This is a genomic window from Streptomyces sp. HD (genome assembly GCF_028369295.1).
Taxonomy (GTDB): Bacteria; Actinomycetota; Actinomycetes; order Streptomycetales; family Streptomycetaceae; genus Streptomyces.
Genome location: NZ_JAQMYP010000056.1, coordinates 19213 through 39352 on the forward strand (window position 1 = coordinate 19213; position 20140 = coordinate 39352).

Genomic DNA, 20140 nt, shown 5'->3' on the forward strand with positions numbered 1-20140 from the left:
CGGGACCGGAGGGACACCGAGCCCGGAACTCAGGAGAGGAAGGCCGGGAGCATGCCCGTCTTCGACCACCGCTTCACGCGACGCCGCGCTCACCCGGGCCCCAGGGCCTGGCCGAGCGCCTGCCGTGCCGGGGAGGGCGGCCGCCGTGTCTGAGGATCTGGCCGGTCTGCTCGCCCGGGCCGCACACACCGAACCGGACCGTACGGCCGTCGTCGGTTCCGGTCTCCGCTGGGACTTCGCGTCCCTGGACCGCCGGGCCGACGTGGTGGCCTGCGAGGTGGACCGGCTGCTCCCCGGGGGCGGCGCGACCGTGGCGGTCTCCGCGGGGCTGCACCCCGACTTCGCCGCGGCCTACTACGGGGTCGCGCGCAGCGGCAACGTCGTGGCCGTGATCAACCCGCTGCTGCGGGAGGACAACCTCCGGCACGTCCTGGCGCTGAGCGGGGCGCGCCTCGCGTTCGTCGACATCGCCGTCTACCAGCACCTGAAGGCGGCACAGGACGAACTGCCGGAGCTGACCGGGGTGGTGCTGACGGGAGCCGTCCCGGACGACGGCCGCTCCGGGGCCCCGGCGCCCTGGCTGGCGGACCTGACCGGTCCGGGGAAGGGGCCGGGCACCCGGCGGACAGCCGCTCCGGCCGATCCCGACGACGTGGTCTGCATCCAGTTCACCAGCGGCACCACCGGGCGTCCCAAGGGGGTGCGCCTGACCCACCGCAATCTCGTGACCAACGCGGCCCAGATCGCCGCCGCCCACCGCTTGGACCACCGGTCGGTGTCCGTCAACCATCTGCCCACCTACCATCCGATGCACCTCAACTCGGCGATCGCCGCCCGCGCCACGCAGATCCTGTGCCGGGAGCCGGACCCGTTGGCCGCCGTCGCGGAGGCCGGCCGGCACGGGGCCACACACTTCTACAGCCTGCCGGTCCGCCTGGCCCGCCTCGCGGCCCACCCGGACCTGCCGAAGACGCGGCTGCCGACCGTCACCGCCATCGCCTCCGGAGGCTCCGGGCTGCCGGCCGGACCGGCGAACACGCTCGGCGAGCACTTCGGGGTCCCGGTCTTCCAGGGCTACGGCCTCGCGGAGACCTCACCCCTGACGCACTCCGGGACCCCGGACGACACCGTCCCCGGCTCCGTGGGGCGCCCGGTGCACGGCACCGAGTGCCGGATCGTGGGCGTCGAGTCCCGGTCCGAGCTGCCGGCCGGCGAAACGGGCGAGATCCAGGTGCGCGGACCGCAGGTCATGAAGGGCTACCTGGGCGGCCCCGACGGGGCGGGCCTGGAACGGGACGGCTGGTTCTCCACCGGTGATGTGGGGCGGCTCGACGAGGACGGCCGGCTGTTCCTCGTCGACCGGCTCAAGGACATCTTCAAGTGCGACAACTTCCTGGTCTCGCCCTCCGAGATCGAGCTGGTGCTGCTACGGGACCCGCGCGTCCTGGAGTGCGCCGTCGTGGAACTCCCCGATGCGTCCAGCGGCGCCGTCGCGGGCGCCTTGGTGGCGCTGCGGCCCGAAGCGCTCGCCGACGGGGCGGCCCTTGCGGACGTGATCGAGGACGTCAACGACCGCGTCCCGTACTACCAGCGGCTGCGCCACGCCGAGGCGGTGGAGGCCCTGCCGCGCTCGGCGAACGGCAAGATCCAGCGCCGCGACCTGGGCGCGGCCCTCGCCGGACGGCTGGGCCTCGGCTGAGCCGCCCGCCGCGGGCACCCCGCCCGCACGCCGCCACCCAACCACTTACGTTCACACGAAGGGCAACCAAGGTGACCGACATCGACACCGGCTCCCGTGCGGCACAGCCGCAAACCGCGCCTCGTTTCACCGTCGTCAACGAGTTCACGCTCAAGGACCCGGACCGCGCAGCGGAGTTCGAGGAGCGTTTCCTCGACCACGTCTCATGGATGCGGCAGCAGGCGGGATACCAGGCCCACCAGGCCGTCCGGGTGGCCGGAGAGCGGGACGTGTACCTCAACCTCGGCTGGTGGAGCGACCCGCAGAGCTTCCAGCGTGTCATGGCGGACGACGTGTTCCGGGCGCACGCCGCCGAGTTCCACACGCTCGTGGAGGTCGACGCCGATCCGTCCCTGTCCGTGCTGCGGTACGACGCCGAGGGCGGCGGGTACCTCGGGGCGGGGGCGACGGCGACCGTGCGCGTGGAGCGGTTCACGGTTGCCGGCGACGCCGCGGAGTTCGAGCGTGCCTACGACGCGTATGCCGCCGTGGCCCGGACCGGCCAGGGCTTCGGGCACCTCGATCTGGCCCGGTCCGTGCGGCGGCCAGGCGGATACACCGCCGCGACGTGGTGGTGGGACGAGACGGGGCGGCGGGAAGCCGAGCGGAGCGGCCAGTACGCGGTCCTCGGCCGGATCGCCGGGATCCGTGCATTGTCCGCCGCCCCGCTCGCGGGAGACCGCGCGGCCGTGGTGTCCGGCCGTGACTAGCGCCCCTCCGGCGGAACAGGAACGGACCGGCCCCGGCGCACCGGAAGCGTCCGCGGCACCCGGTGCGCCGGCCGGCCTCGGCCTGGCGGGAAAGGTCGCCGTGGTCACCGGAGCGAGCCGCGGCGTCGGCCGTGCCGTGGCCCGGCGGCTGTGCGCGTCGGGAGTGCAGGTGCTGCTCGACTACGCGCACAGCGACGAGGACGCCCGGTCCGCCGCCCGGTCCATGGCAGGGCTGCCGGGCAGTGTGCTCCCGGTCCGCGCCGACGTGACCCGCAAGGAGGATCTTGAACGGCTCCTCTCGATGGCCGGGGAGCGCTACGGCAGGCTCGACATCTTCGTGCACGCCGCCGCCGACTGGCACCCCATGCCCGCGGTCGGCGCCGACCCGGGCGGGGTCAAGGCCGACGTGGCAGCCGCCGTCGACCCCCTGCTGAACGGGGTGCCGGCCCTCGCCGAGCTGATGGCACCGGGCCCCGGCCGGGTGGTCGTCATCTCCAGCATCGGGGCCCGCGCAACCGTCCCGCGGTACGTGGGACTCGGGGTGGCCAAGGCGGCCCTGGAGAGCCTGGTCCGTTATCTGGCCGTGGAGCTGGCCGACCGCGCGATCACCGTGAACGCGGTCTCCACCTCGAAGATCGACAAGGGCGGGGCGACCGCATCGTCCCCCGCGGCCCGCGCGCTGGCGGCCCGGACCCCCGCGGGCCGGCTCACCGTCCCGGAGGACATCGCCGACGTGGTGGCCCTGCTGTGCACCACGGAGGCCGGCTGGATCCAGGGGCAGGTCATCACGGCCGACGGGGGTCTGAGCCTGCTGGCCTAGGACGCCGGCGGCGACGCGCAGAGGGACGACGGACGACCAGGGAGGAGCACGGATGGAAGCGGGACGGGTGGCCGCGGGCCCTAGTGGGAGCGCGGTCCGTACGGAGCCGGGCGGCGGCACGGGCGCGGGCCTGACTCAGACGGATGTCTGCATCGTCGGCGCGGGGCCGGCCGGGCTGGTACTCGCCCTGCTGCTGTTGAAGTCCGGTCTGCGGGTCACCGTGGTGGAGAAGACGGCGGGCCACCGGCGGGAGTTCCGCGGCGAGATCCTGCAGCCCGGCGCCCTCGCACTGCTCGACCGGCTCGGCGTCCTGGCGGGGGCCAAGGACCGTGGTTGCCACCCGCACCAGAGGTTCCGTCTGGTCGAGGGCGACCGGGTGCTCCTCGATATCGACTACCAGGTGCTGCCCGCCCCGCACAATCACCTGCTGAGCATCCCGCAGGCGCATGTGCTCGACCAACTGCTTGTGGAGTGCCGGAAGTTGCCGGGGTTCGCGCTGCTCGCAGGATGGCGGGTGAACGGCCTGGTGCGGGACGGCGCCGGCCGGGTCACCGGAGTGCGGGCGGCCGGTGCGGACGGCGTCCGTGACATGGCGGCGCGCGTCGTCGTCGCGGCGGACGGCCGGTTCTCCAAGGTGCGTGCGCTCGCCGGCATCGAGGCGGGCCGGTCCGATGTGTTCGACCAGGACGTGCTGTGGTTCAAGCTCAACCAGGGCGCCCCCGGCGAGCAGGCGGCCGGGCCGAGGGCAGAACGTGTGTCTTGGGCGGGACAGGCGGTGGAGCGGGATGTGCGGGTGTTCCGCGCATCCGGCAGTCCGGTGCTCGTCTACCACTCGTATCCGGACCGACTGCAGATCGGCTGGACCCTGCCGCACCGGAGCTACACCCGGATCGCCGGGCAGGGGCTCGGTCACGTCAAGGACCGGCTGATGGCGGCCGCACCGCCCTACGCGGACCTGATCCGCGACCAGATCCGCACCGCGAACGACCTCAGCCTGCTCGACGTGTTCTCGGGCCGCGCCGAACGGTGGGCCCAGGACGGTCTGCTGCTGATCGGCGACGCCGCGCACACCCACGGCCCGATCGGCGCGCAGGGCATCAACCTGGCCATCCAGGACGCCGTCGTGGCGCACCCCGTACTGGTGTCCGCGCTGGCCGCGGGCGACACGGGCGCCGCGTCTCTCGCGGACTTCGAGCGGCGCAGGGCCCCGGACATCGACCGGGTCATGCGGGTCCAGCGGCTGCAGAGCAAGGCGATGCTTTCGCACGGCACGCTCGCCACCCAGGTGCGCCCCCGGCTCGCCCGGCTTCTGCGGCACACCCCGTTGTACCGCAAGGTGCTCGATGTCATCGCCTTCGGCAACCCGGCGATCCGGATCTCCGAGGAGTGCTTCACCGACGGGCCACGCCCACGGCGGCGTCCCGGAACCGACTGAGGAGTCCCGCAACCGCCGGGCTCGTGCGAGACCAAGGTGAGAAGAGGAAACATGAAGGCTCTGGTGCTGTCCGGCGGGTCGGGAACCCGTCTGCGGCCGTTCAGTTACTCCATGCCCAAACAGCTCATCCCCATTGCCAACCGGCCCGTGCTCGAACATGTCGTGGAGAACATCCGCGCCATCGGCGTCACCGACATCGGGCTGATCGTCGGCGACCGCGCCGCCGAGATAGCGGCGGTCATCGGTGACGGATCCCGGCTCGGCGTACGGATCTGCTACCTCCGCCAGGAGGCGCCGCTCGGCCTCGCCCACTGTGTGACCGTGGCGCGCGACTTCCTCGCGGACGACGACTTCGTGATGTACCTCGGGGACAACATGCTGCCCCAGGGCATCGCCGGTCCCGCCGAGCGGTTCCGGGCCGAGCGCCCCGCCGCACAGGTGGTCGTGCACCGGGTGCCCGACCCCCGGTCGTTCGGCGTAGCCGAGATCCGCGCGGACGGGGCGGTGACCCGCCTGGTGGAGAAGCCCGAACGGCCGGTCAGCGATCTCGCGTTGATCGGGACGTACTTCTTCACCTCCGCCGTCCACGAGGCGGTGGCCGCCATCGAGCCCAGCGCACGCGGCGAGCTGGAGATCACCGACGCCATCCAGTGGCTGGTCGACGCGGGCCACACCGTGCGGGCTCAGGAGTACCACGGGTACTGGCGCGACACCGGCCGGGTCGAAGACGTCCTGGACTGCAACCGCGAGCTGCTGGACGCCGTGGAGTGGCGCGTGGACGGGGCCGTCGACGACAGCAGCGTCCTGACCGGAGCGGTGGTCGTGGAGCCGGGCGCCGCGGTGATGCGCTCCCGCATCGAGGGGCCTGCCGTCATCGGTGCGGGCAGCCTGGTGGCGGACAGCCGCATCGGCCCGCACACCTCGATCGGCCGGGACTGCGTGCTCCGGAGCGCCGGCATCGGCTACTCCGTGGCGCTCGACGGCGCCAGGGTGACCGGGGTTTCGGGGCTGCACGGCTCGCTCATCGGGCGGGCCGCCGACGTGACATCGAGTGAGGGCGGCAGCGGACGCCACCGGCTGGTCGTGGGGGATCACACCCGGGTGGAGGTCGCCGCATGAGACTCCTGGTCACCGGAGGGGCCGGTTTCATCGGCTCGCACTACGTCCGCTCCCTCCTGGCGGGCGCCTACCCGGCGTATGAGACAGCCCGGGTGACCGTCCTCGACAAGCTCACCTACGCGGGGAACCGGAGCAACCTGCCGGCCGGCCACCCCCGCCTGGACTTCGTCACCGGGGACGTCTGCGACCTGCCGCTGCTCCTCGATCTGCTGCCCGGCCACGACGCGGTGGTGCACTTCGCCGCGGAGTCGCACGTCGACCGTTCGCTGGACTCGGGCGCCGCCTTCACCCGCACCAACGTGACGGGAACTCAGCAGCTCCTGGAGGCCTGCGTGCGCACCGGCGTGCCCCGTGCCGTCCACGTCTCCACGGACGAGGTGTACGGCTCGATCAGCGAGGGCTCCTGGACGGAGGACCGGCCGCTGCTGCCCAACTCCCCGTACGCGGCCTCCAAAGCAGCCTCCGACCTGATGGCCCGCTCGTACTGGCGCACCCACGGCCTCGACCTCTCCATCACCCGGTGCTCAAACAACTACGGCGCGTACCAGCACCCCGAGAAGCTCATCCCGCTGTTCGTCACCAACCTCCTGGAGGGTCGGCCGCTGCCCCTGTACGGCGACGGGGCGAACGTCCGCGAGTGGCTGCACGTCGACGACCACTGCCGGGCCATCCAACTGGTCCTCACCCGCGGCCGGGCGGGCGAGATCTACAACGTCGGCGGCGGCAACGCGGCCAGCAACCGCGCACTCACCGAGCGCCTCCTCGACCTGTGCGGCGCCGACTGGAGCAGTGTCCGCCACGTCGCCGACCGCAAGGGCCACGACCGGCGCTATGCGCTCGACGAGACCAAGATCAGGCGCGAGCTGGGCTATGCGCCGCGGGTCGACTTCGCTCAGGGGCTCGCCGACACGGTCGCCTGGTACCGCGACAACCCCGCCTGGTGGAAGGCGGCCAAGCACCGGTGAGGCCCGGGACGACCGCAGCCCCGCGCCCCTACAGCTACCGCACCAGCCGCGAGGATCAGGAATGACACCAACGACCACGAAGGCCGGGACCGACAGGCCGCACCCTCAGGTCCTGGTGGTGGGGGCGGGCCCGGTGGGGCTCGTCGCCGCCCACGAACTCGCCCGGCACGGCGTGCGGGTGAGGCTCGTAGACGCCGCCCCCGGGCCCGCCGTGACCAGCCGGGCGCTGGCCACACACGCCCGCACTCTGGAGACGTACGACCACATGGGCGTGATCGGTGAGCTCCTCGGAAGGGGGCAGCGGGTGGAGCACTTCACGCTCCATCAGAACGGCAGCCGACTCGTCCGGTTCGACACCGACTACAGCAGACTCCCCACCCGCTACCCCTTCACGCTCATGGTCGACCAGGTCATCACCGAGGAGGTGCTCCGGGGCGCCGCGGCCCGCCATGGCGTAACGGTGGAGTGGGGTACGCGCCTGGACAGCCTGGCCGATACGGGCAGCGGGGTGCGGGCGCGGCTGGCCGGCCCGGACGGTCAAGTGGAGACGGCCGAGGCGGACTGGCTGATCGGCTGCGACGGCGGACACAGCACCGTACGCGACCAGTTGGGCCTCCGTCTGGTCGGCGACAGCAACGACACCTGGCTGATCGCCGACGCGGTCGTCGACTGCGACCTGCCGCGCGACAGCATCCACTGGATGCGCACCCCGGCCGGCACGGTCATGATGGTGCCGTTCCCCGAGCCGGGAAAGTGGCGGCTCCTCGATACGGCCGATGTGTCGCGCGACGAGGATGCCGCGGCCGTGGCACGGAGGTTCACCCGGAAGATCGGAGCGGGCACCGGGCAGCGGGTCCGCGTCGGGGAACCCACCTGGGTCTCGGTCTTCACCATCCAGCAGCGCATGATCCCGCAGATGCGGGTGGGCCGCTGCTTCGTGGCCGGGGACGCGGCCCATGTGCACAGCCCCGCCTCCGGGCAGGGCATGAACACCGGCGTGCAGGACGCCTTCAACCTGGCGTGGAAACTGGCGGCCGTCATCCGCGAGGAGGCCGACGAGGAGCTGCTCGACAGCTACGGCCCCGAGCGTGTGCCGGTCGGGGTGCAGCTCCTGAAGTCCACGCGGATGGCGACCCTCCTGGTGCAGCTGCGCAGCAGGGCGGCCGCCATGGCGCTGCGTACGGTCTTCACCGTCGTCAGGTCCGTGCCCCTGCTCAAGTCGAAGATCGAGCGGAAGATCATGGGCGGGATGTCCGCCCTCGGCCTCGGCTACGGCGATCCGCCGCCGAGCGGCGCCGGACGGTCGGACCCCTTGCCACCAGGGGGTCGCGCGGCCCGGGTGACCGCCGACCGCTGCCGGGAGTCCCTCGGCTGGCGGGAGCTGCTCGACGCGCTGCGCCGCCCCACATGGACCCTGCTGATCGCGGACGGGGGCGAGGCGGGGTCCGTGGCGCGGAGCATCGCGGAGGAGTACGCGGGACGGGTGGCGGTGCGTGTGGTCGGCGCGGACTCGGCCGCCGCCCGGCAGAGCGCGCCGGCCGTTTCGCTGGCCGACCCCGAAGGGTTCCTGCGGGCCGACCTCGGGCTCGCGCGCGGCGCCTGGCTGCTGCTGCGCCCCGACGGATACGCGGCGGCGCGCGGCGAGGAAAGCACACCCGACCGGCTGCGCGCGGCGCTGGGCGCGCACCGTGTGCGGGCGGCGGACAGCTCCGCCGGGCACCTGGACGGCCACCCGGCTCCCGCCCGGTCGGAGGCTGCGAGGCGGGCTTGAGCCAGTTTCCATCCGGCGCTGCGAGCGTGGACCAAGACACCAACTCGCCGTGCGGAGAGGAGCCATGGGTGTGAGTGCACAGCGTGCGACACGGCCGTCCCGAGCCCTGCGGATGGGGGTCATCGGCTGCGCGGACATCGCCGAGCGCCGGATGATCCCCTCCATGCTGCGCCAGCCGCTCGTGGACCTGGTGGCCGTGGCGAGCCGCGACGCGGGGAAGGCCGCCCGGTTCGCGGCCCGCTTCGGCTGTGCGGGCGTCGGCAGCTACGAGGCGCTGCTCGACCGGGACGACATCGACGCCGTCTACCTCCCGCTGCCGCCGCCGCTGCATGCACCTTGGATCGAGAAGGCGCTGGCCGCGGGCAAGCACGTGCTGTGTGAGAAGCCGCTCGCCGCGACCCTCGGCGAGGCGGAACGCGCGGTGCGCGCGGCGCAGGAGACGGGGCTGCTCCTGATGGAGAGCTTCATGTTCCTGCACCACCGCCAGCACGAGGAGGTACGGGGGCTCGTCGCGAGCGGGGCGATCGGCGAACTGCGCTCGTTCTCCTGCGACTTCGCCTTCCCGCCGTTGCCCCGCGAGCACAGCCGCTACCTCGCGCGCAGCGGCAGCGCGCTTCTCGAAGTGGGGGTGTACCCGATCCGGGCCGCGCAGTTCGTCCTCGGCCCCGGCCTGGAGATCGTCGGGGCGCAGCTCAAGCGCGACCCCGAGCGCGACGCCGATGTGTCGGGCAGCGCGCTGCTGTGCCTGCCCGACGGGGTCTCCGCGCACCTGACGTTCGGCCTCGAACACTCCTACCGGTGCACCTACGCGCTGTGGGGCAGCGAGGGGCGGCTGGTGCTCGACCGGGCGTTCACCCCGCCGGACGCGCTGCGCCCCACGGTGCGGATCGAGCGCCAGGACGGGGTGCGCGAGCACACCTTCGCCGCCGACCGGCAGTTCGTGAACATCGTGGGCCACTTCGCCCACACGGTCCTTTCGGGCGGCCCGTTCGCGTCGCAGTACACGGCGATCTTGCGCCAGGCACGGCTGGTGGAGGCCGTGGGACGGCAGGCGCGCGTGGCGCCCTGACGGCCCGCCGCCCCCGCCGGTCCGCAGACCCAGGAGGAGAGAGACGATGAGCATGCAGACCGAGCCGACCGCCCCGGGGGCCGGCCGTGCCTCGCGCGCACCCCGCAGGGGCGAGACCATGCACGAGCTGTTCCGGTGGTGTGCGGCGCGCAGACCGGACTCCGTCGCCGTCGTGCACGGCGAGCGGCGGGTCACCTACGGCGCGCTCGACGCCGCCTCCGACGACTACGCCGTCGACCTGGCTCGGGCCGGGGTCGGGCCGGGCGATCGGGTGCCCGTACTCATGGCACGGACACCGGAGTTCATCGCCGTCCTCCTGGCGATACTCAAGCGCGGAGCCGCCTACGCCGCGCTCGACCCCCGCTGGCCGGACGCCCGCCTGACGCACCTCGTCGGCCTGCTGGGCGCGGCCCGGATCGTCACCGACATCACCGGGCGGGGGGTCCCCGGTGTCGCCGCGCTGGCTCCGCCCGGGCTGGACGCGGCGGCCGCCCGCCACCGGCGCCCGGAACCGGTCGCCGTCTCGGCATCGGACCCCTGCGCGGTGTTCTTCACCTCGGGCTCGACCGGCCTGCCCAAGGCCGTCGTCTCCCCGCACTCGGGCACCGTACGGCTCTTCGACGACTGCGACTTCGCGGACTTCGGGCCCGGCGCCGTGGTCCCGCAGACGGCTCCGATGCCGTGGGACGGATTCACCCTGGACTGCTGGAGCGTGCTCCTCAGCGGCGGCACGTCGCTGTTCGTGGACGATCCGGTCCTGCTGCCCGCGATACTCGGCCGACTGGTCAGGGATCAGGGGGTCACCGGGGCGTTCCTCACCACCGTCCTGTTCAACACGGTCATGGACGAGGACCCGTACGCGTTCACGGGCATGAAGTGGGTGCTCACCGGCGGGGAGCGGGCCTCGGGCAGGCACATGCGGCGCTTCCTGGACCTGCATCCCGGCACCGAACTGCGCAATGTCTACGGCCCTGTGGAGTCGACGGCACTGGTCTCCGGGCATCTCGTCACCGCCGCGGACTGCACCGCCCCGGAGGGCGTTCCGCTGGGCACCGCCCTGAACAACACCGGTCTGCATGTCCTCGACGGCGAGCGGCCCTGCGGGCCTGGCGAGGTGGGCGAGATCTGCGTCTCGGGCCAGGGGCTCGTCGACGGCTACCTCGGTGATCCGGAGCTGACCGCACGGAAGTTCCCCGAACTGGATCTGGACGGCGCGCGGCGGCGCGTCTACCGGACCGGGGACCGGGGCTACTGGTCCCCGGCCGGGGTGCTGTACTTCGCGGGCCGCGACGACCGGCAGTTCAAGGTGAGGGGCCACCGGATAGAGCCGGGCGAGATCGAGCGGTGCGCCCAGTCGTCCGAGGCGGTGACCGCAGCGTCGGTGGTGCCGGTCAGAGACCGCGACGGCCGGTGCACCGCGCTCGACCTCTTCTACGTCGCCTCGGGTGCCGCGGCCCCGGGCGAGGAGCAACTGCGCGCGGAACTCGCCCGGCACCTCGCCCCGTATCTGGTCCCCTCCCGGGTCTACCGGATCGACGAGCTGCCGATGCTGGCCAATGCCAAGGCCGACCTGCGGCGCCTGGAGGAGCTGTCGCGGGAGCGGCGCGCCAACGGGGAGCGGGGGCGGCGGGAGGGCGCCGGGGGACCGGACGGAGGCGGCGGGCAGCCGGCGGATCACATCGAGGCCGAGGTGGCCGCCGCCTTCCGCGGCGTGCTGGAGACGACCGCCGTCCCCTTCGACGTCTCGTTCTTCGCCCTGGGCGGCAGCTCGCTCGGCGTGGGGCGGCTCTGCGCCCGGCTCGGCCGAGCCCTGGGCGTCGTCCTGCCCGCCTCCGCGGTCTTCGAGCACCCCACGGTGCGCGGGCTCGCGGCCTGGGTCCGTACGGTGCCAGAGCGCGCCGGGGAGCCGGAAGGGCCCGCCGGCCCGGTGTCCCTGCCGCTGCACCACGCCCTGTATTTGTGGGAAGGCGTCTCGGCGGAGGCCGACACCGCCTATCTGTGCCCCATGGCGTGGTGGATCGACGGGGCGCCCGACACTGCTGCGCTGGCCGAGGCGGTGCGCGACGTGCACCGGCGCCACGAGGGCCTGCGGGCGCGCTATGCGATGCGCCCCGGGCCGGTCGCGGAGGTCCTGCCTCCTGGGGACGGGCCGGAACTTCTGCGCCTGTCCGAAGAGCCCGACGAGGCCGCGGCCACGGCCGCGCTGCGCCGTGCCCTGCTGCGCCCGCTCTCCCTCGCCGAAGGGCGGATCTGGCGGTGCGCCCTGGTGCGCAGCCGGGCCGGCGGGCGCACGCTGTTCGGCACCGTGGTACACCACGTGGCCTTCGACGGCGGCGCGGAGCCGGTGCTGGCGAGCGAGCTGAGCACGGCCTACGCGGCCCGGAGCAGCGGTGTGCGGCCGGACTTCGAGGGGGCCGCCGCGACGCTGGCCGACTGGTCCGCCTTCGACCGGGCACGGCTCGCCGCCGCGGACCGTAGCGGTCAACTTGCTTATTGGGAACGGGAGTTCGCCGACCTGCCGGAGTGGCCGAACCCGCGGCGGTTCGACAACGGCCGCCCGGCCGGGACCCGTCATGCCGTGAGTCGCGAGGCCACCCCTGAGCAACTCGCGCCGTGGGATGCGTGGGCGGCCCGGCGGGGGCTCCCGCGGCTGGGCTTCCTCGCAGGTGTCTGTGCGCAGGCCGTGCGGCGGGTCATGGGGGCGGACGCCACTGCGCTCATGGTGCCGGTGGCCCGGCCGGTGCCCCCGGATGCCGGGCCGTCCGTGCTGTGCACGGTCGACTCCCTGTGCGTGCGGCTGCGTCCGGAAGAGGCCGGGGATGGGGCCGACGGGCTGCTGGAGCACACGGCGGCTGCCGTGCGCCGGGCCCTGTCCCACCAGGACGTGCCCTTCCTGGAGGCGGCCGCGCCGCTGTTCGGGTCGGGGCGCTCCCAGTCCGTCCTCGGCCTCCCGGTCCTCCTGGTGCACCCCGAATCGCGTACGGACCTGGAACTCTCGGGCTGTGCCACCGAGTTCGTACGGCCTGCGGCGGATACGACGATGACGGAGCTGGAGATCCAGACGCGCACCACGGCCGACGGCGGGCTGACCGTCACGGCGGCCGTCTGGACCGACCGGCTGCCGAAGGAGTGCGCCGCCGAGTTCGCGGCGGAGTTCCACCGCATTCTGCGGGCCGGACCTGGAGCCGGTACCCACTGAGAAGCCGGGAAAGCCGGGAAATCCAAGAAGCGGGAAAGGGAAGCAGGGAAACATGGGCAAGCTCGACGGGAAAGTACTGCTGGTCTCCGGCGGGGCCCGGGGAATGGGGGCGGCGCACGCCCGCACCCTGGTCTCTGAGGGGGCCGGTGTCGTCGTCGGCGACATCGCGGACGAGGAGGGGCGCGCCCTGGTGGACGCGCTCGGCGAGCGGGCGGTGTACGTCCACCTCGATGTGACGGAGCAGGACGGCTGGAAGGCGGCGGTGGACCTGGCGGTCAAGCGGTTCGGCCGGCTCGACGGCCTGGTGAACAACGCCGGGGTGATGCTCCTCGGCAGGACCGATGACATGCCGGTGCACGACTACCTGCGCACCGTCGAGGTCAACCAGCTCGGCGTGTTCCTCGGCATGCAGGCGGTGATCCCCGCCCTGCGCGCGGCCGGCGGCGGCACGATCGTCAACATCTCGTCCACTGCGGGACTGAGCGGCGACAAGTATCTGTCCGCCTACTGCGCCACCAAGTTCGCCGTGGTGGGCATGGGCCGCGTCGCGGCTCTTGAGCTCGGTCCCGAGAACATCAGGGTCAACACCGTCTGTCCGGGTGTCATCGACACCGACATGACCAACACCATGAACACGGACGCCGCCGCGCTGATCGCCGGCACGCTGCCGCAGCGGCGGTTCGGGCGGCCTGACGAGGTGGCCAAGGCAGTGCTCTTCCTGTCCTCGGACGACTCCTCGTACGTCACCGGCACCGAATTCGTCGTTGACGGCGGCCGGCTGTCGGGGATATCGAACCCCTGGTGATCCTTCGTGGTCTCTGGTGATCCCCAGGGCCTCCTGGTGACAGACCCGGCCGGTGCCCGACGCGTTCAGCGGCAGGCGCCGGCCGTCTCCGTCCGGCCGGGGCGGTGGCGCCCCGCCGTCTCCAGGAAGGGAGCCAGCATGCCCGGGGTCGCGCCCTGTACGAGGCGCAGCGCTTCCTGGTCGCCGATGTCCTGCACGACGTACTTCCGGAGCCCGCCCGCAGTCGTCGCGGTGAGCGTCAGGAGCTTCGCCCGGCGCTGGAACGGCGACCGCCGGAGGTTCCAGCCGATGATCCCGTCGCAGGAGAGCGCGGCCCGGCTCCTGGCGAGTGAGCCACGGCCGACCACCAGGTAGCTGCCGGACAGGGCGTGCCCGAGGCCCGTGTAACGGTCGCGGGCGAGTAGGGCCGCTACGGGCAGCAGCAGCAGGAGCGAGGCGCACCAGACGCCGAACGGCACCTCGTCATGGGCCCATCCGGCGCCGAGGACCACGAAGGTCAGCACGGCCGGTACGAGAGTGCGGTTGAACCTGCGGCGTCGGGCAGCCGGACCGTGCCCGGTCAGCGTCGCGGACAGCGGACCGGGATCCCGCAGCACGGCATCCGCCGCCCGCACCACCTCGCCGCGCGGCCCCGAGGGGACGAGGTGTACATGGGTACGCGGACTGCGCATGCCGGTGGCGATGGCGACACAGCCGGCCCCGCCGAGCAACCGCAGGGGCAGCGACTCCCGCAGCTCGACGCCGCGGACGCGCCGTTCCTCCAGGGTGACCGTGCGCACGGTGAACAGGCCGTGCGAGGTCTCCAGGGTGCCGCTCTCCTGCCGGGTCAGCCGGAAGTCGCCGTGTTTGACGGCGTACTCGGCGACGTTGACGAGCAGCCCGGCGGCCAGCACGGCCAGCAGTCCCCACGCCACACCCTCCGGGCCGTACGCACCCCGGAGGCCGTGCACCAGCCGGTCGACGGGCCCGAAGCTGCTGGGGGAGAAGCCGCTCTCCTCCAGGACCACGGCGAGGGCCCCGAGCAGGACGAAGCCGGAGAGCGAGAAGGGGGCGAAGCGGATCCAGCCCGGACGCATCCGCGCCAGCTCACCCTGCCCGGAGCCGTCCTCGCCGACGTCACCGGCGCCGGTGGTACGCAGCCGCAGGGCGTCGACCAGCTGGTCGCGCAGCAGCTCCGCCTCGGCCCGGGTGAGCGCGTCGAACCGCAGTCCCTCGTGCTCCGCCTTGGCGGAGTGCCCCGTCGACACCGTGACCCGGGTCAGGCCGAGGACGCGGTGGGCGACATGAGCGGTGAGGTCCACCGCGCGCACCCGATCCGTCGGGACACTGCTGATCTGGCGCTTGACCAGGCCCTTGCGCAGTTCGAGAAGTTCGGGGCTGATCCGGTACGTGGTGGTGAACCACCGGAGCAGCGCGAGGGCCACGGTCAGCGCCGCGGCGGCCAGCGTCCAGATGTCGCCGTGCCCGCCCGCGGCCGATCCGGCGATCAGCGCCGCCACGAGCGCCGGGGCCATCCTCGCCAGCTCCTGGAGCGGATGGACGAGGAGCATGCGGGGGCTCAGCCGCTTCCACGGGGCCTCGGGGGCGGTCGTCATGTCGCATCCCCCTGGGTGGCCTGCGCGGCCGCCGTCAGTTCCCGTGCGACCCGCTGCCCGGTGGCGTCGTCCAGGCCCTGGATCTTCAGCGGCCCCGCCGCCGACGCCGTGGTGGCCGTCACCGTCGTCAGGCCGAAGATCTGCTCCAGCGGCCCGCGTTCGGTGTCCACCGTCTGTACCCGGGCGAACGGCGCGATCCGCCGCTCCTCGACGAACCACCCCGACTGGACGTAGACCGCGTCCGCGCTGGTCTCCCACCGGTGGACGCGGTAGCGCCAGGGCGGCATGACCACGATGTGCAGCGGCGCCACCACAGCGGTGAGCACCAGACCCCACCGGTGCCAGGAATCCGGACCGTCGTGCCGGAAGAACAGCCAGGCGCATTCCGCGACCGTCACAGCGAGCCAGCCGAGCAGCGCGCGCACCGCCCAGTAGCCCACCACTTTGCGCTCCAGCCGTTGTGCCGGCGGCCGTATGCGTAGGGGCGCTCCATCTTCCGTCACCGCATGATGCGTTGAGTGGGTCACCAGATCAGGGTGCCACACCCCCGGATGCCGCCAAAGGTGCCCGCTTGAGCCTGACTTGAGTCGCCGTACCTACGGTTCGGTCCTGAGAACGTCCGACAACGGAGGAATCCCATGACCGAATCCGAACACGACAATGCCGCCGCGGTCTTCGCCCCGCTGATATTCGATGTCCTGTCCTTCCGCGTATTCGCCACGGCGGTACGTCTCGGAATTCCCGGAGCCGTCGGCGACGGCTCGCGGAGCACGGCGGACCTCGCGGCCGGGACGCAGACCGACCCGGCCGCGCTGCACCGGCTGCTGCGGGCCCTCGCGGCCCTCGGCGTGGTGCGGCGGGACGGCGCGGACACCTGGTCCCTGACCGGCGCGGGCGGCCAGCTCCGCGACGGGGCGCCGGGTGGCATCGCCGACCTGGTTCGGTTCTACGGCGATCCGCTCACCTGGCGCGCCTTCGGCGCCATGGAGGAGACGGTGCGCACCGGCGGTACGGCGTTCGAGCAGGTCAGCGGTGACCCGTTCTTTGCCTACTTCGAGCGGGACGTGGCGTACGCCCGCGCCTACAACGGCGCCATGCGGGCCGGCACCCATATGCTCCTGCCGCTGCTCCAGCACAGTTACGACTGGGGAGCGGTGGACCGCCTGGTCGATGTCGGCGGCGGTGACGGCACCACGCTCACCGCGCTCGCCGCGGCGCACCCGAAGCTGCGCGGGGTGGTCTTCGACACCGCGGAGGCGGTGCGTGGGGTGCCGGAGCTGGCCAGGGCGGCCGGGGTGGCGGACCGGTGCACGGGCGAGGCGGGCGACTTTCTCTCCACGGTGCCCGCGGGCGCGGACGCCTATCTGCTGAAGAACGTCCTGCACGAATGGGACGACGCCTCGTGCACGCGCATTCTGCGCAACTGCCGGGAATCGATGGCCGACGGGGGGCGGGTGCTCGTCGTGGCGGCGCTCGCGCCCGAATGGGATGACGACGGGAATTCCACGGCGCTCATGTACGCGGCGATCAGCGATATCCAATTGCTCTGTCTCAGCGGCAAGGAGCGCACCGAGAACGAGTATGCCGCGCTGTTCGCCGCGGCCGGACTCCGGCTCGAAAAGACCGTTCCGCTGCCGTACCTGCCGAACTACCACGTCATCGAGGCGACGGCGGCCCGCTGAAATCCGTGCCCCCGGGTAGCCGGCCGGGGCCGTCGGCGCAGGTGCCGGCGGCCTCCGCCATGGCGGCCGCGAGGAGATCGTGCAGCGACTGCTCAAGGTCCCTGGCCGGCTGCCAGCCGAGCAGGGTGCGGGCGGCCGAGATGTCGAGCTGCTGCCACTCGGCGCTGTCGCCGCGCCGGGGCGGCGGGGCGTCCTCGGCCAGGCGCACTTCACGGCCGCTCAGCTCGATCAGGCGCCGGACGAGGGTGCGCACCTGCACTGCCCGGCCGCTGCCGATGTTGACGACCCGGCCGCTCACCCCGCTGCCCGCGGCGGCCACCGCCGCGGCCGCCACATCGCGCACATCGACGAAGTCCCGGGTCGACAGCAGTGGGGAGAGCCGCAGTTCACCGCCGTCGCCGCCGGTGCCTCCGAGCCCGGCCGGGCGGGCCAGATGAGCGGCGACCATACCGAGCAGGCTGCCGCGCGGTGTGCCGGGGCCCGAGACATTGGCGATGCGCAGCACGAGGGCGTCGAGCTGTCCGCGCGCCGCCGCGTCGAGTACATGCCGGGCTCCGGCCAGCTTCGTCCTGCCGTATACGGACACCGGGCGCTCGGGGGTGGTCTCCACGATGAGGTGCCCCTCGGCGACGGGTCCGTACTCATGGACGGAGCCGAGCTGCACCAGACGTCCGCGCCACGGCAGCGCGGACATCGCCGTGGTGAGCTTTCCGACCAGATCGGCGTTGGCGCGGACCATCTGTTCCTCGGTCGTGCTCCACACCGCCCCCGCCGCGTTGACGACGACGTGCGGGCCGACCGACGCGAGCAGCTCGGTGATGGCAGCGGTCGGCGCCGCGCCGATGTCGAGCAGCCGCAGGTCCCCCGCCGCGACCCGCCGCCGCGGGCGGCTGCGGGCGAGCGCGGTAACCTGCCAGCCCGCCGCGGCGAACGCCCGGCAGACATGGCGTCCGACGAACCCCGTGCCGCCGGCCACCACGACCGAGCGGGCCCCTTCGCGACCCCCTGGCGCACCGTCTCCCCGTTCGACCTTAGCCATCGTTCACACCCTTCACCTGTGCACCCCAAGGGCCGCGCGTCAGCCGTGCGCCGGCGGGTGCGGGCCCATGCTCCACAGCCCGGCTCAATTCGCGGTCGATGCGGCTCTTGCTACCGAGCCTCTAGCGCAGCTCCGTACGGTCCCGGGGCTATGGAGATCGGGGAGACCAAAATCGCTGACTGCTACCGGTGCCGGCCCCGCAGGCTGCACGACGAACGGGGCTATTTCTTCGAGTCGTACAGACACGACCTGCTGGCCGAGGAGACCGGGCACGTCTTCACCCCGGCACAGGTCAACTATTCCGCGTCCAGGCGTCATACGCTGCGCGGTATCCACGGGGTCACCATCCCGCCGGGCCAGGCCAAGTTCGTCACCTGTGTGCGCGGGGCCCTGCTCGACATCGTGGTGGACCTGCGGCTGGGCTCACCGACCTTTGGGGTGTACGACACCACGGTCCTCGATGCCCACGAGGGCACCGCGGTGTATGTCGCCGAGGGACTGGCACACGGATTCGTGGCGCTGAGCGACGACTCCTGCGTCAGCTATCTGTGCTCCACCGAGTTCGTCCCCGGCACCCAGTTCGAGATCCAGCCCTTCGACCCGGACCTGGCACTGCCCTGGGACCTCGGACTCGACGGGGCACCGCCCCGGCTGTCGGGGAAGGACGCCGGGGCCCCGACCCTCGCCGAAGCCGCAGACCGGGGGCTGCTCGCCACGTACGAGGCGTGCCGGGCGCTGTACGCCGGCAACCGGCGCGGCGCGGTGTGATCCCACCGACGGTCGAGGCGGCTTCGAGTCCCCCGCCGCAAGCTGGCCGGGCTGCTGGGACGCAGCCGTCTACTGGCGGCCAGGAAGGAAACGTGGACAGCGATGAGCGACCGCAAGGCACGACTTCTCGATGACGTACGCACCTACCACCGGGAGCAGGAAGAAGGGGGGCCGTTCGTTCCCGGAGTCACGGAGATCTGGCCGTCGGGGGCGGTACTTGACGAGGAGGACCGGGCCGCGCTGGTCGAGGCCGCGGTCGACCTGCGGATCGCCGCGGGGCACAGTTCCCGCAGGTTCGAGTCGCTCTTCGCCCGCAAGATGAAGCGCCGCAAGGCGCATCTGACCAACTCCGGTTCCTCCGCGAACCTGCTCGCCGTCACCGCGCTCACCTCGCACCAGCTGGGCGAGCAGCGGCTGCGCCCGGGCGATGAGGTGATCACCGTCGCGGCGGGCTTCCCGACCACCGTCAACCCCCTGCTGCAGAACGGTCTCGTCCCTGTCTTCGTCGACGTCGACCTGGCCACCTGCAACACCACCGCGGACCGGGTGGCGGCGGCCATCGGCCCGCGCACCCGGGCCATCGTGATCGCCCATGCGCTCGGCAACCCGTTTCCGGTCACCGAGATCGCCGAACTGGCCGCACAGCACGATCTGTTCCTCGTCGAGGACAACTGCGACGCGGTGGGCTCCACCTACGACGGCAAGCTCACCGGCACCTTCGGCGACCTCACCACTGTCAGCTTCTACCCTGCCCACCACCTCACGATGGGGGAGGGCGGCTGCGTCCTGACCGGCGACCTGGCGCTGGCCCGGATCGTGGAGTCGCTGCGCGACTGGGGAAGGGACTGCTGGTGCGAGCCGGGCGAGAGCAACAAGTGCCTCAAGCGGTTCAGCTACCAGATGGGCACGCTGCCCGCGGGCTACGACCACAAGTACATCTTCTCGCACGTCGGTTACAACCTGAAGGCGACCGATGTGCAGGCCGCGCTAGGCCTCAGCCAACTCCGCAAACTCGACGACTTCTGTACGGCCCGCCGCCGCAACTGGCGCCGGCTCAGGGACGGCCTCGACGGGGTCCCTTGGCTGTTGCTGCCGCGGGCGACCGAACGCAGCGATCCGAGCTGGTTCGGCTTCGTCCTCACGGTGGATCCGCAGGCGCCGTTCTCCCGGGCGGCGTTGGTGGACTTCCTGGAGGGGCGGCGGATCGGCACCCGGCGGCTGTTCGCCGGCAATCTGACCCGGCAGCCCGCCTATGTCGGGCGGCCGCACCGGGTGGTGGGGGAGCTGACCAACAGCGACATCATCACCGAGCAGACCTTCTGGGTCGGCGTCTATCCGGGGCTGACCGACGAGATGCTCGACTACATCGTGAGCTCGATCCGGGAGTTCGTCGCCGCGCACGGCTGACCGGCCGGGTACGGACGA

The 20140-nt window shown here is 72.6% G+C and carries 16 protein-coding genes; 13 read left to right on the forward strand and 3 right to left on the reverse strand.

Features of this window, described 5'->3' with window-relative positions; all coding sequences use genetic code 11:
• Positions 1 to 145 precede the first annotated feature (145 nt).
• The 10 genes from POF73_RS37830 to POF73_RS37875 all read left to right on the forward strand — a co-directional run bounded on the left by POF73_RS37830 (position 146) and on the right by POF73_RS37875 (position 13631).
• Positions 146 to 1699, forward strand: a complete 1554-nt coding sequence (locus POF73_RS37830) for a class I adenylate-forming enzyme family protein (RefSeq protein ID WP_272123823.1) — start codon at positions 146 to 148, stop codon at positions 1697 to 1699.
• 71 nt (positions 1700 to 1770) lie between these two features.
• Positions 1771 to 2448, forward strand: a complete 678-nt coding sequence (locus tag POF73_RS37835; protein ID WP_272123824.1) for an antibiotic biosynthesis monooxygenase family protein — start codon at positions 1771 to 1773, stop codon at positions 2446 to 2448.
• A complete protein-coding gene (locus tag POF73_RS37840) occupies positions 2441 to 3268 on the forward strand; it encodes an SDR family oxidoreductase (protein ID WP_272123825.1) in 828 nt (275 codons plus the stop codon). Before POF73_RS37835 ends, POF73_RS37840 begins: the two co-directional genes overlap by 8 nt.
• Positions 3269 to 3320: 52 nt before the next feature.
• On the forward strand, positions 3321 to 4703 hold the full coding sequence (locus POF73_RS37845; RefSeq protein ID WP_272123826.1) for an FAD-dependent monooxygenase: 1383 nt from the start codon (positions 3321 to 3323) through the stop codon (positions 4701 to 4703).
• 51 nt (positions 4704 to 4754) lie between these two features.
• Positions 4755 to 5822, forward strand: coding sequence for a glucose-1-phosphate thymidylyltransferase (locus POF73_RS37850; protein WP_272123827.1), 1068 nt, complete (start codon positions 4755 to 4757; stop codon positions 5820 to 5822).
• A complete protein-coding gene (rfbB, locus tag POF73_RS37855) occupies positions 5819 to 6787 on the forward strand; it encodes a dTDP-glucose 4,6-dehydratase (RefSeq protein WP_272123828.1) in 969 nt (322 codons plus the stop codon). The genes POF73_RS37850 and rfbB overlap by 4 nt, the downstream gene beginning before the upstream one ends.
• Positions 6788 to 6848: 61 nt before the next feature.
• Positions 6849 to 8558 carry an FAD-dependent oxidoreductase gene (locus POF73_RS37860; protein ID WP_272123829.1) on the forward strand — a complete coding sequence of 570 codons (1710 nt, stop codon included), beginning with the start codon at positions 6849 to 6851 and terminating at the stop codon, positions 8556 to 8558.
• Between the two features lie 64 nt (positions 8559 to 8622).
• A complete protein-coding gene (locus POF73_RS37865; RefSeq protein WP_272123831.1) occupies positions 8623 to 9627 on the forward strand; it encodes a Gfo/Idh/MocA family protein in 1005 nt (334 codons plus the stop codon).
• A 46-nt stretch (positions 9628 to 9673) separates the two neighbouring features.
• A complete protein-coding gene (locus tag POF73_RS37870) occupies positions 9674 to 12826 on the forward strand; it encodes an AMP-binding protein (RefSeq protein ID WP_272123832.1) in 3153 nt (1050 codons plus the stop codon).
• 52 nt (positions 12827 to 12878) lie between these two features.
• A complete protein-coding gene (locus POF73_RS37875) occupies positions 12879 to 13631 on the forward strand; it encodes an SDR family NAD(P)-dependent oxidoreductase (protein ID WP_272123834.1) in 753 nt (250 codons plus the stop codon).
• A gap of 65 nt (positions 13632 to 13696) precedes the next feature.
• Here the strand turns inward: POF73_RS37875 and POF73_RS37880 are convergent, their stop codons facing one another.
• Both POF73_RS37880 and POF73_RS37885 read right to left on the reverse strand, forming a co-directional pair.
• Entirely contained in the window at positions 13697 to 15226 is a 1530-nt protein-coding gene (locus POF73_RS37880; RefSeq protein WP_272123835.1) for a PH domain-containing protein, read from the reverse strand.
• Positions 15223 to 15729, reverse strand: a complete 507-nt coding sequence (locus tag POF73_RS37885; protein WP_272123836.1) for a PH domain-containing protein — start codon at positions 15727 to 15729, stop codon at positions 15223 to 15225. Before POF73_RS37885 ends, POF73_RS37880 begins: the two co-directional genes overlap by 4 nt.
• A gap of 135 nt (positions 15730 to 15864) precedes the next feature.
• On the opposite strand from POF73_RS37885, the gene POF73_RS37890 reads away from it, so the two are divergent.
• On the forward strand, positions 15865 to 16908 hold the full coding sequence (locus POF73_RS37890) for a methyltransferase (RefSeq protein WP_272123837.1): 1044 nt from the start codon (positions 15865 to 15867) through the stop codon (positions 16906 to 16908).
• On the opposite strand, the gene POF73_RS37895 is transcribed toward POF73_RS37890, so the two are convergent.
• Positions 16883 to 17947 carry an NAD-dependent epimerase/dehydratase family protein gene (locus POF73_RS37895; RefSeq protein WP_272123838.1) on the reverse strand — a complete coding sequence of 355 codons (1065 nt, stop codon included), beginning with the start codon at positions 17945 to 17947 and terminating at the stop codon, positions 16883 to 16885. The genes POF73_RS37890 and POF73_RS37895 overlap by 26 nt on opposite strands.
• A gap of 150 nt (positions 17948 to 18097) precedes the next feature.
• On the opposite strand from POF73_RS37895, the gene POF73_RS37900 reads away from it, so the two are divergent.
• Positions 18098 to 18715 (forward strand): dTDP-4-dehydrorhamnose 3,5-epimerase family protein, encoded by a 618-nt coding sequence (locus tag POF73_RS37900; RefSeq protein ID WP_272123840.1) that lies wholly within the window; start codon positions 18098 to 18100, stop codon positions 18713 to 18715.
• Positions 18716 to 18817: 102 nt separating this feature from the next.
• Positions 18818 to 20122 (forward strand): lipopolysaccharide biosynthesis protein RfbH, encoded by a 1305-nt coding sequence (rfbH, locus tag POF73_RS37905; RefSeq protein ID WP_272123841.1) that lies wholly within the window; start codon positions 18818 to 18820, stop codon positions 20120 to 20122.
• Positions 20123 to 20140 lie beyond the last annotated feature (18 nt).

Bases quoted from the DNA above. Each gene is read 5' to 3' on its own strand.
- POF73_RS37845 (WP_272123826.1), top strand. From the start codon at position 3,321: ATGGAAGCGGGACGGGTGGCCGCGGGCCCTAGTGGGAGCGCGGTCCGT.
- POF73_RS37860 (WP_272123829.1), top strand. From the start codon at position 6,849: ATGACACCAACGACCACGAAGGCCGGGACCGACAGGCCGCACCCTCAG.
- POF73_RS37895 (WP_272123838.1), bottom strand. From the start codon at position 17,947: ATGGCTAAGGTCGAACGGGGAGACGGTGCGCCAGGGGGTCGCGAAGGG.
- POF73_RS37875 (WP_272123834.1), top strand. From the start codon at position 12,879: ATGGGCAAGCTCGACGGGAAAGTACTGCTGGTCTCCGGCGGGGCCCGG.
- rfbH (WP_272123841.1), top strand. From the start codon at position 18,818: ATGAGCGACCGCAAGGCACGACTTCTCGATGACGTACGCACCTACCAC.
- POF73_RS37865 (WP_272123831.1), top strand. From the start codon at position 8,623: ATGGGTGTGAGTGCACAGCGTGCGACACGGCCGTCCCGAGCCCTGCGG.
- POF73_RS37870 (WP_272123832.1), top strand. From the start codon at position 9,674: ATGAGCATGCAGACCGAGCCGACCGCCCCGGGGGCCGGCCGTGCCTCG.
- POF73_RS37900 (WP_272123840.1), top strand. From the start codon at position 18,098: ATGGAGATCGGGGAGACCAAAATCGCTGACTGCTACCGGTGCCGGCCC.
- rfbB (WP_272123828.1), top strand. From the start codon at position 5,819: ATGAGACTCCTGGTCACCGGAGGGGCCGGTTTCATCGGCTCGCACTAC.
- POF73_RS37850 (WP_272123827.1), top strand. From the start codon at position 4,755: ATGAAGGCTCTGGTGCTGTCCGGCGGGTCGGGAACCCGTCTGCGGCCG.
- POF73_RS37880 (WP_272123835.1), bottom strand. From the start codon at position 15,226: ATGACGACCGCCCCCGAGGCCCCGTGGAAGCGGCTGAGCCCCCGCATG.
- POF73_RS37890 (WP_272123837.1), top strand. From the start codon at position 15,865: ATGACCGAATCCGAACACGACAATGCCGCCGCGGTCTTCGCCCCGCTG.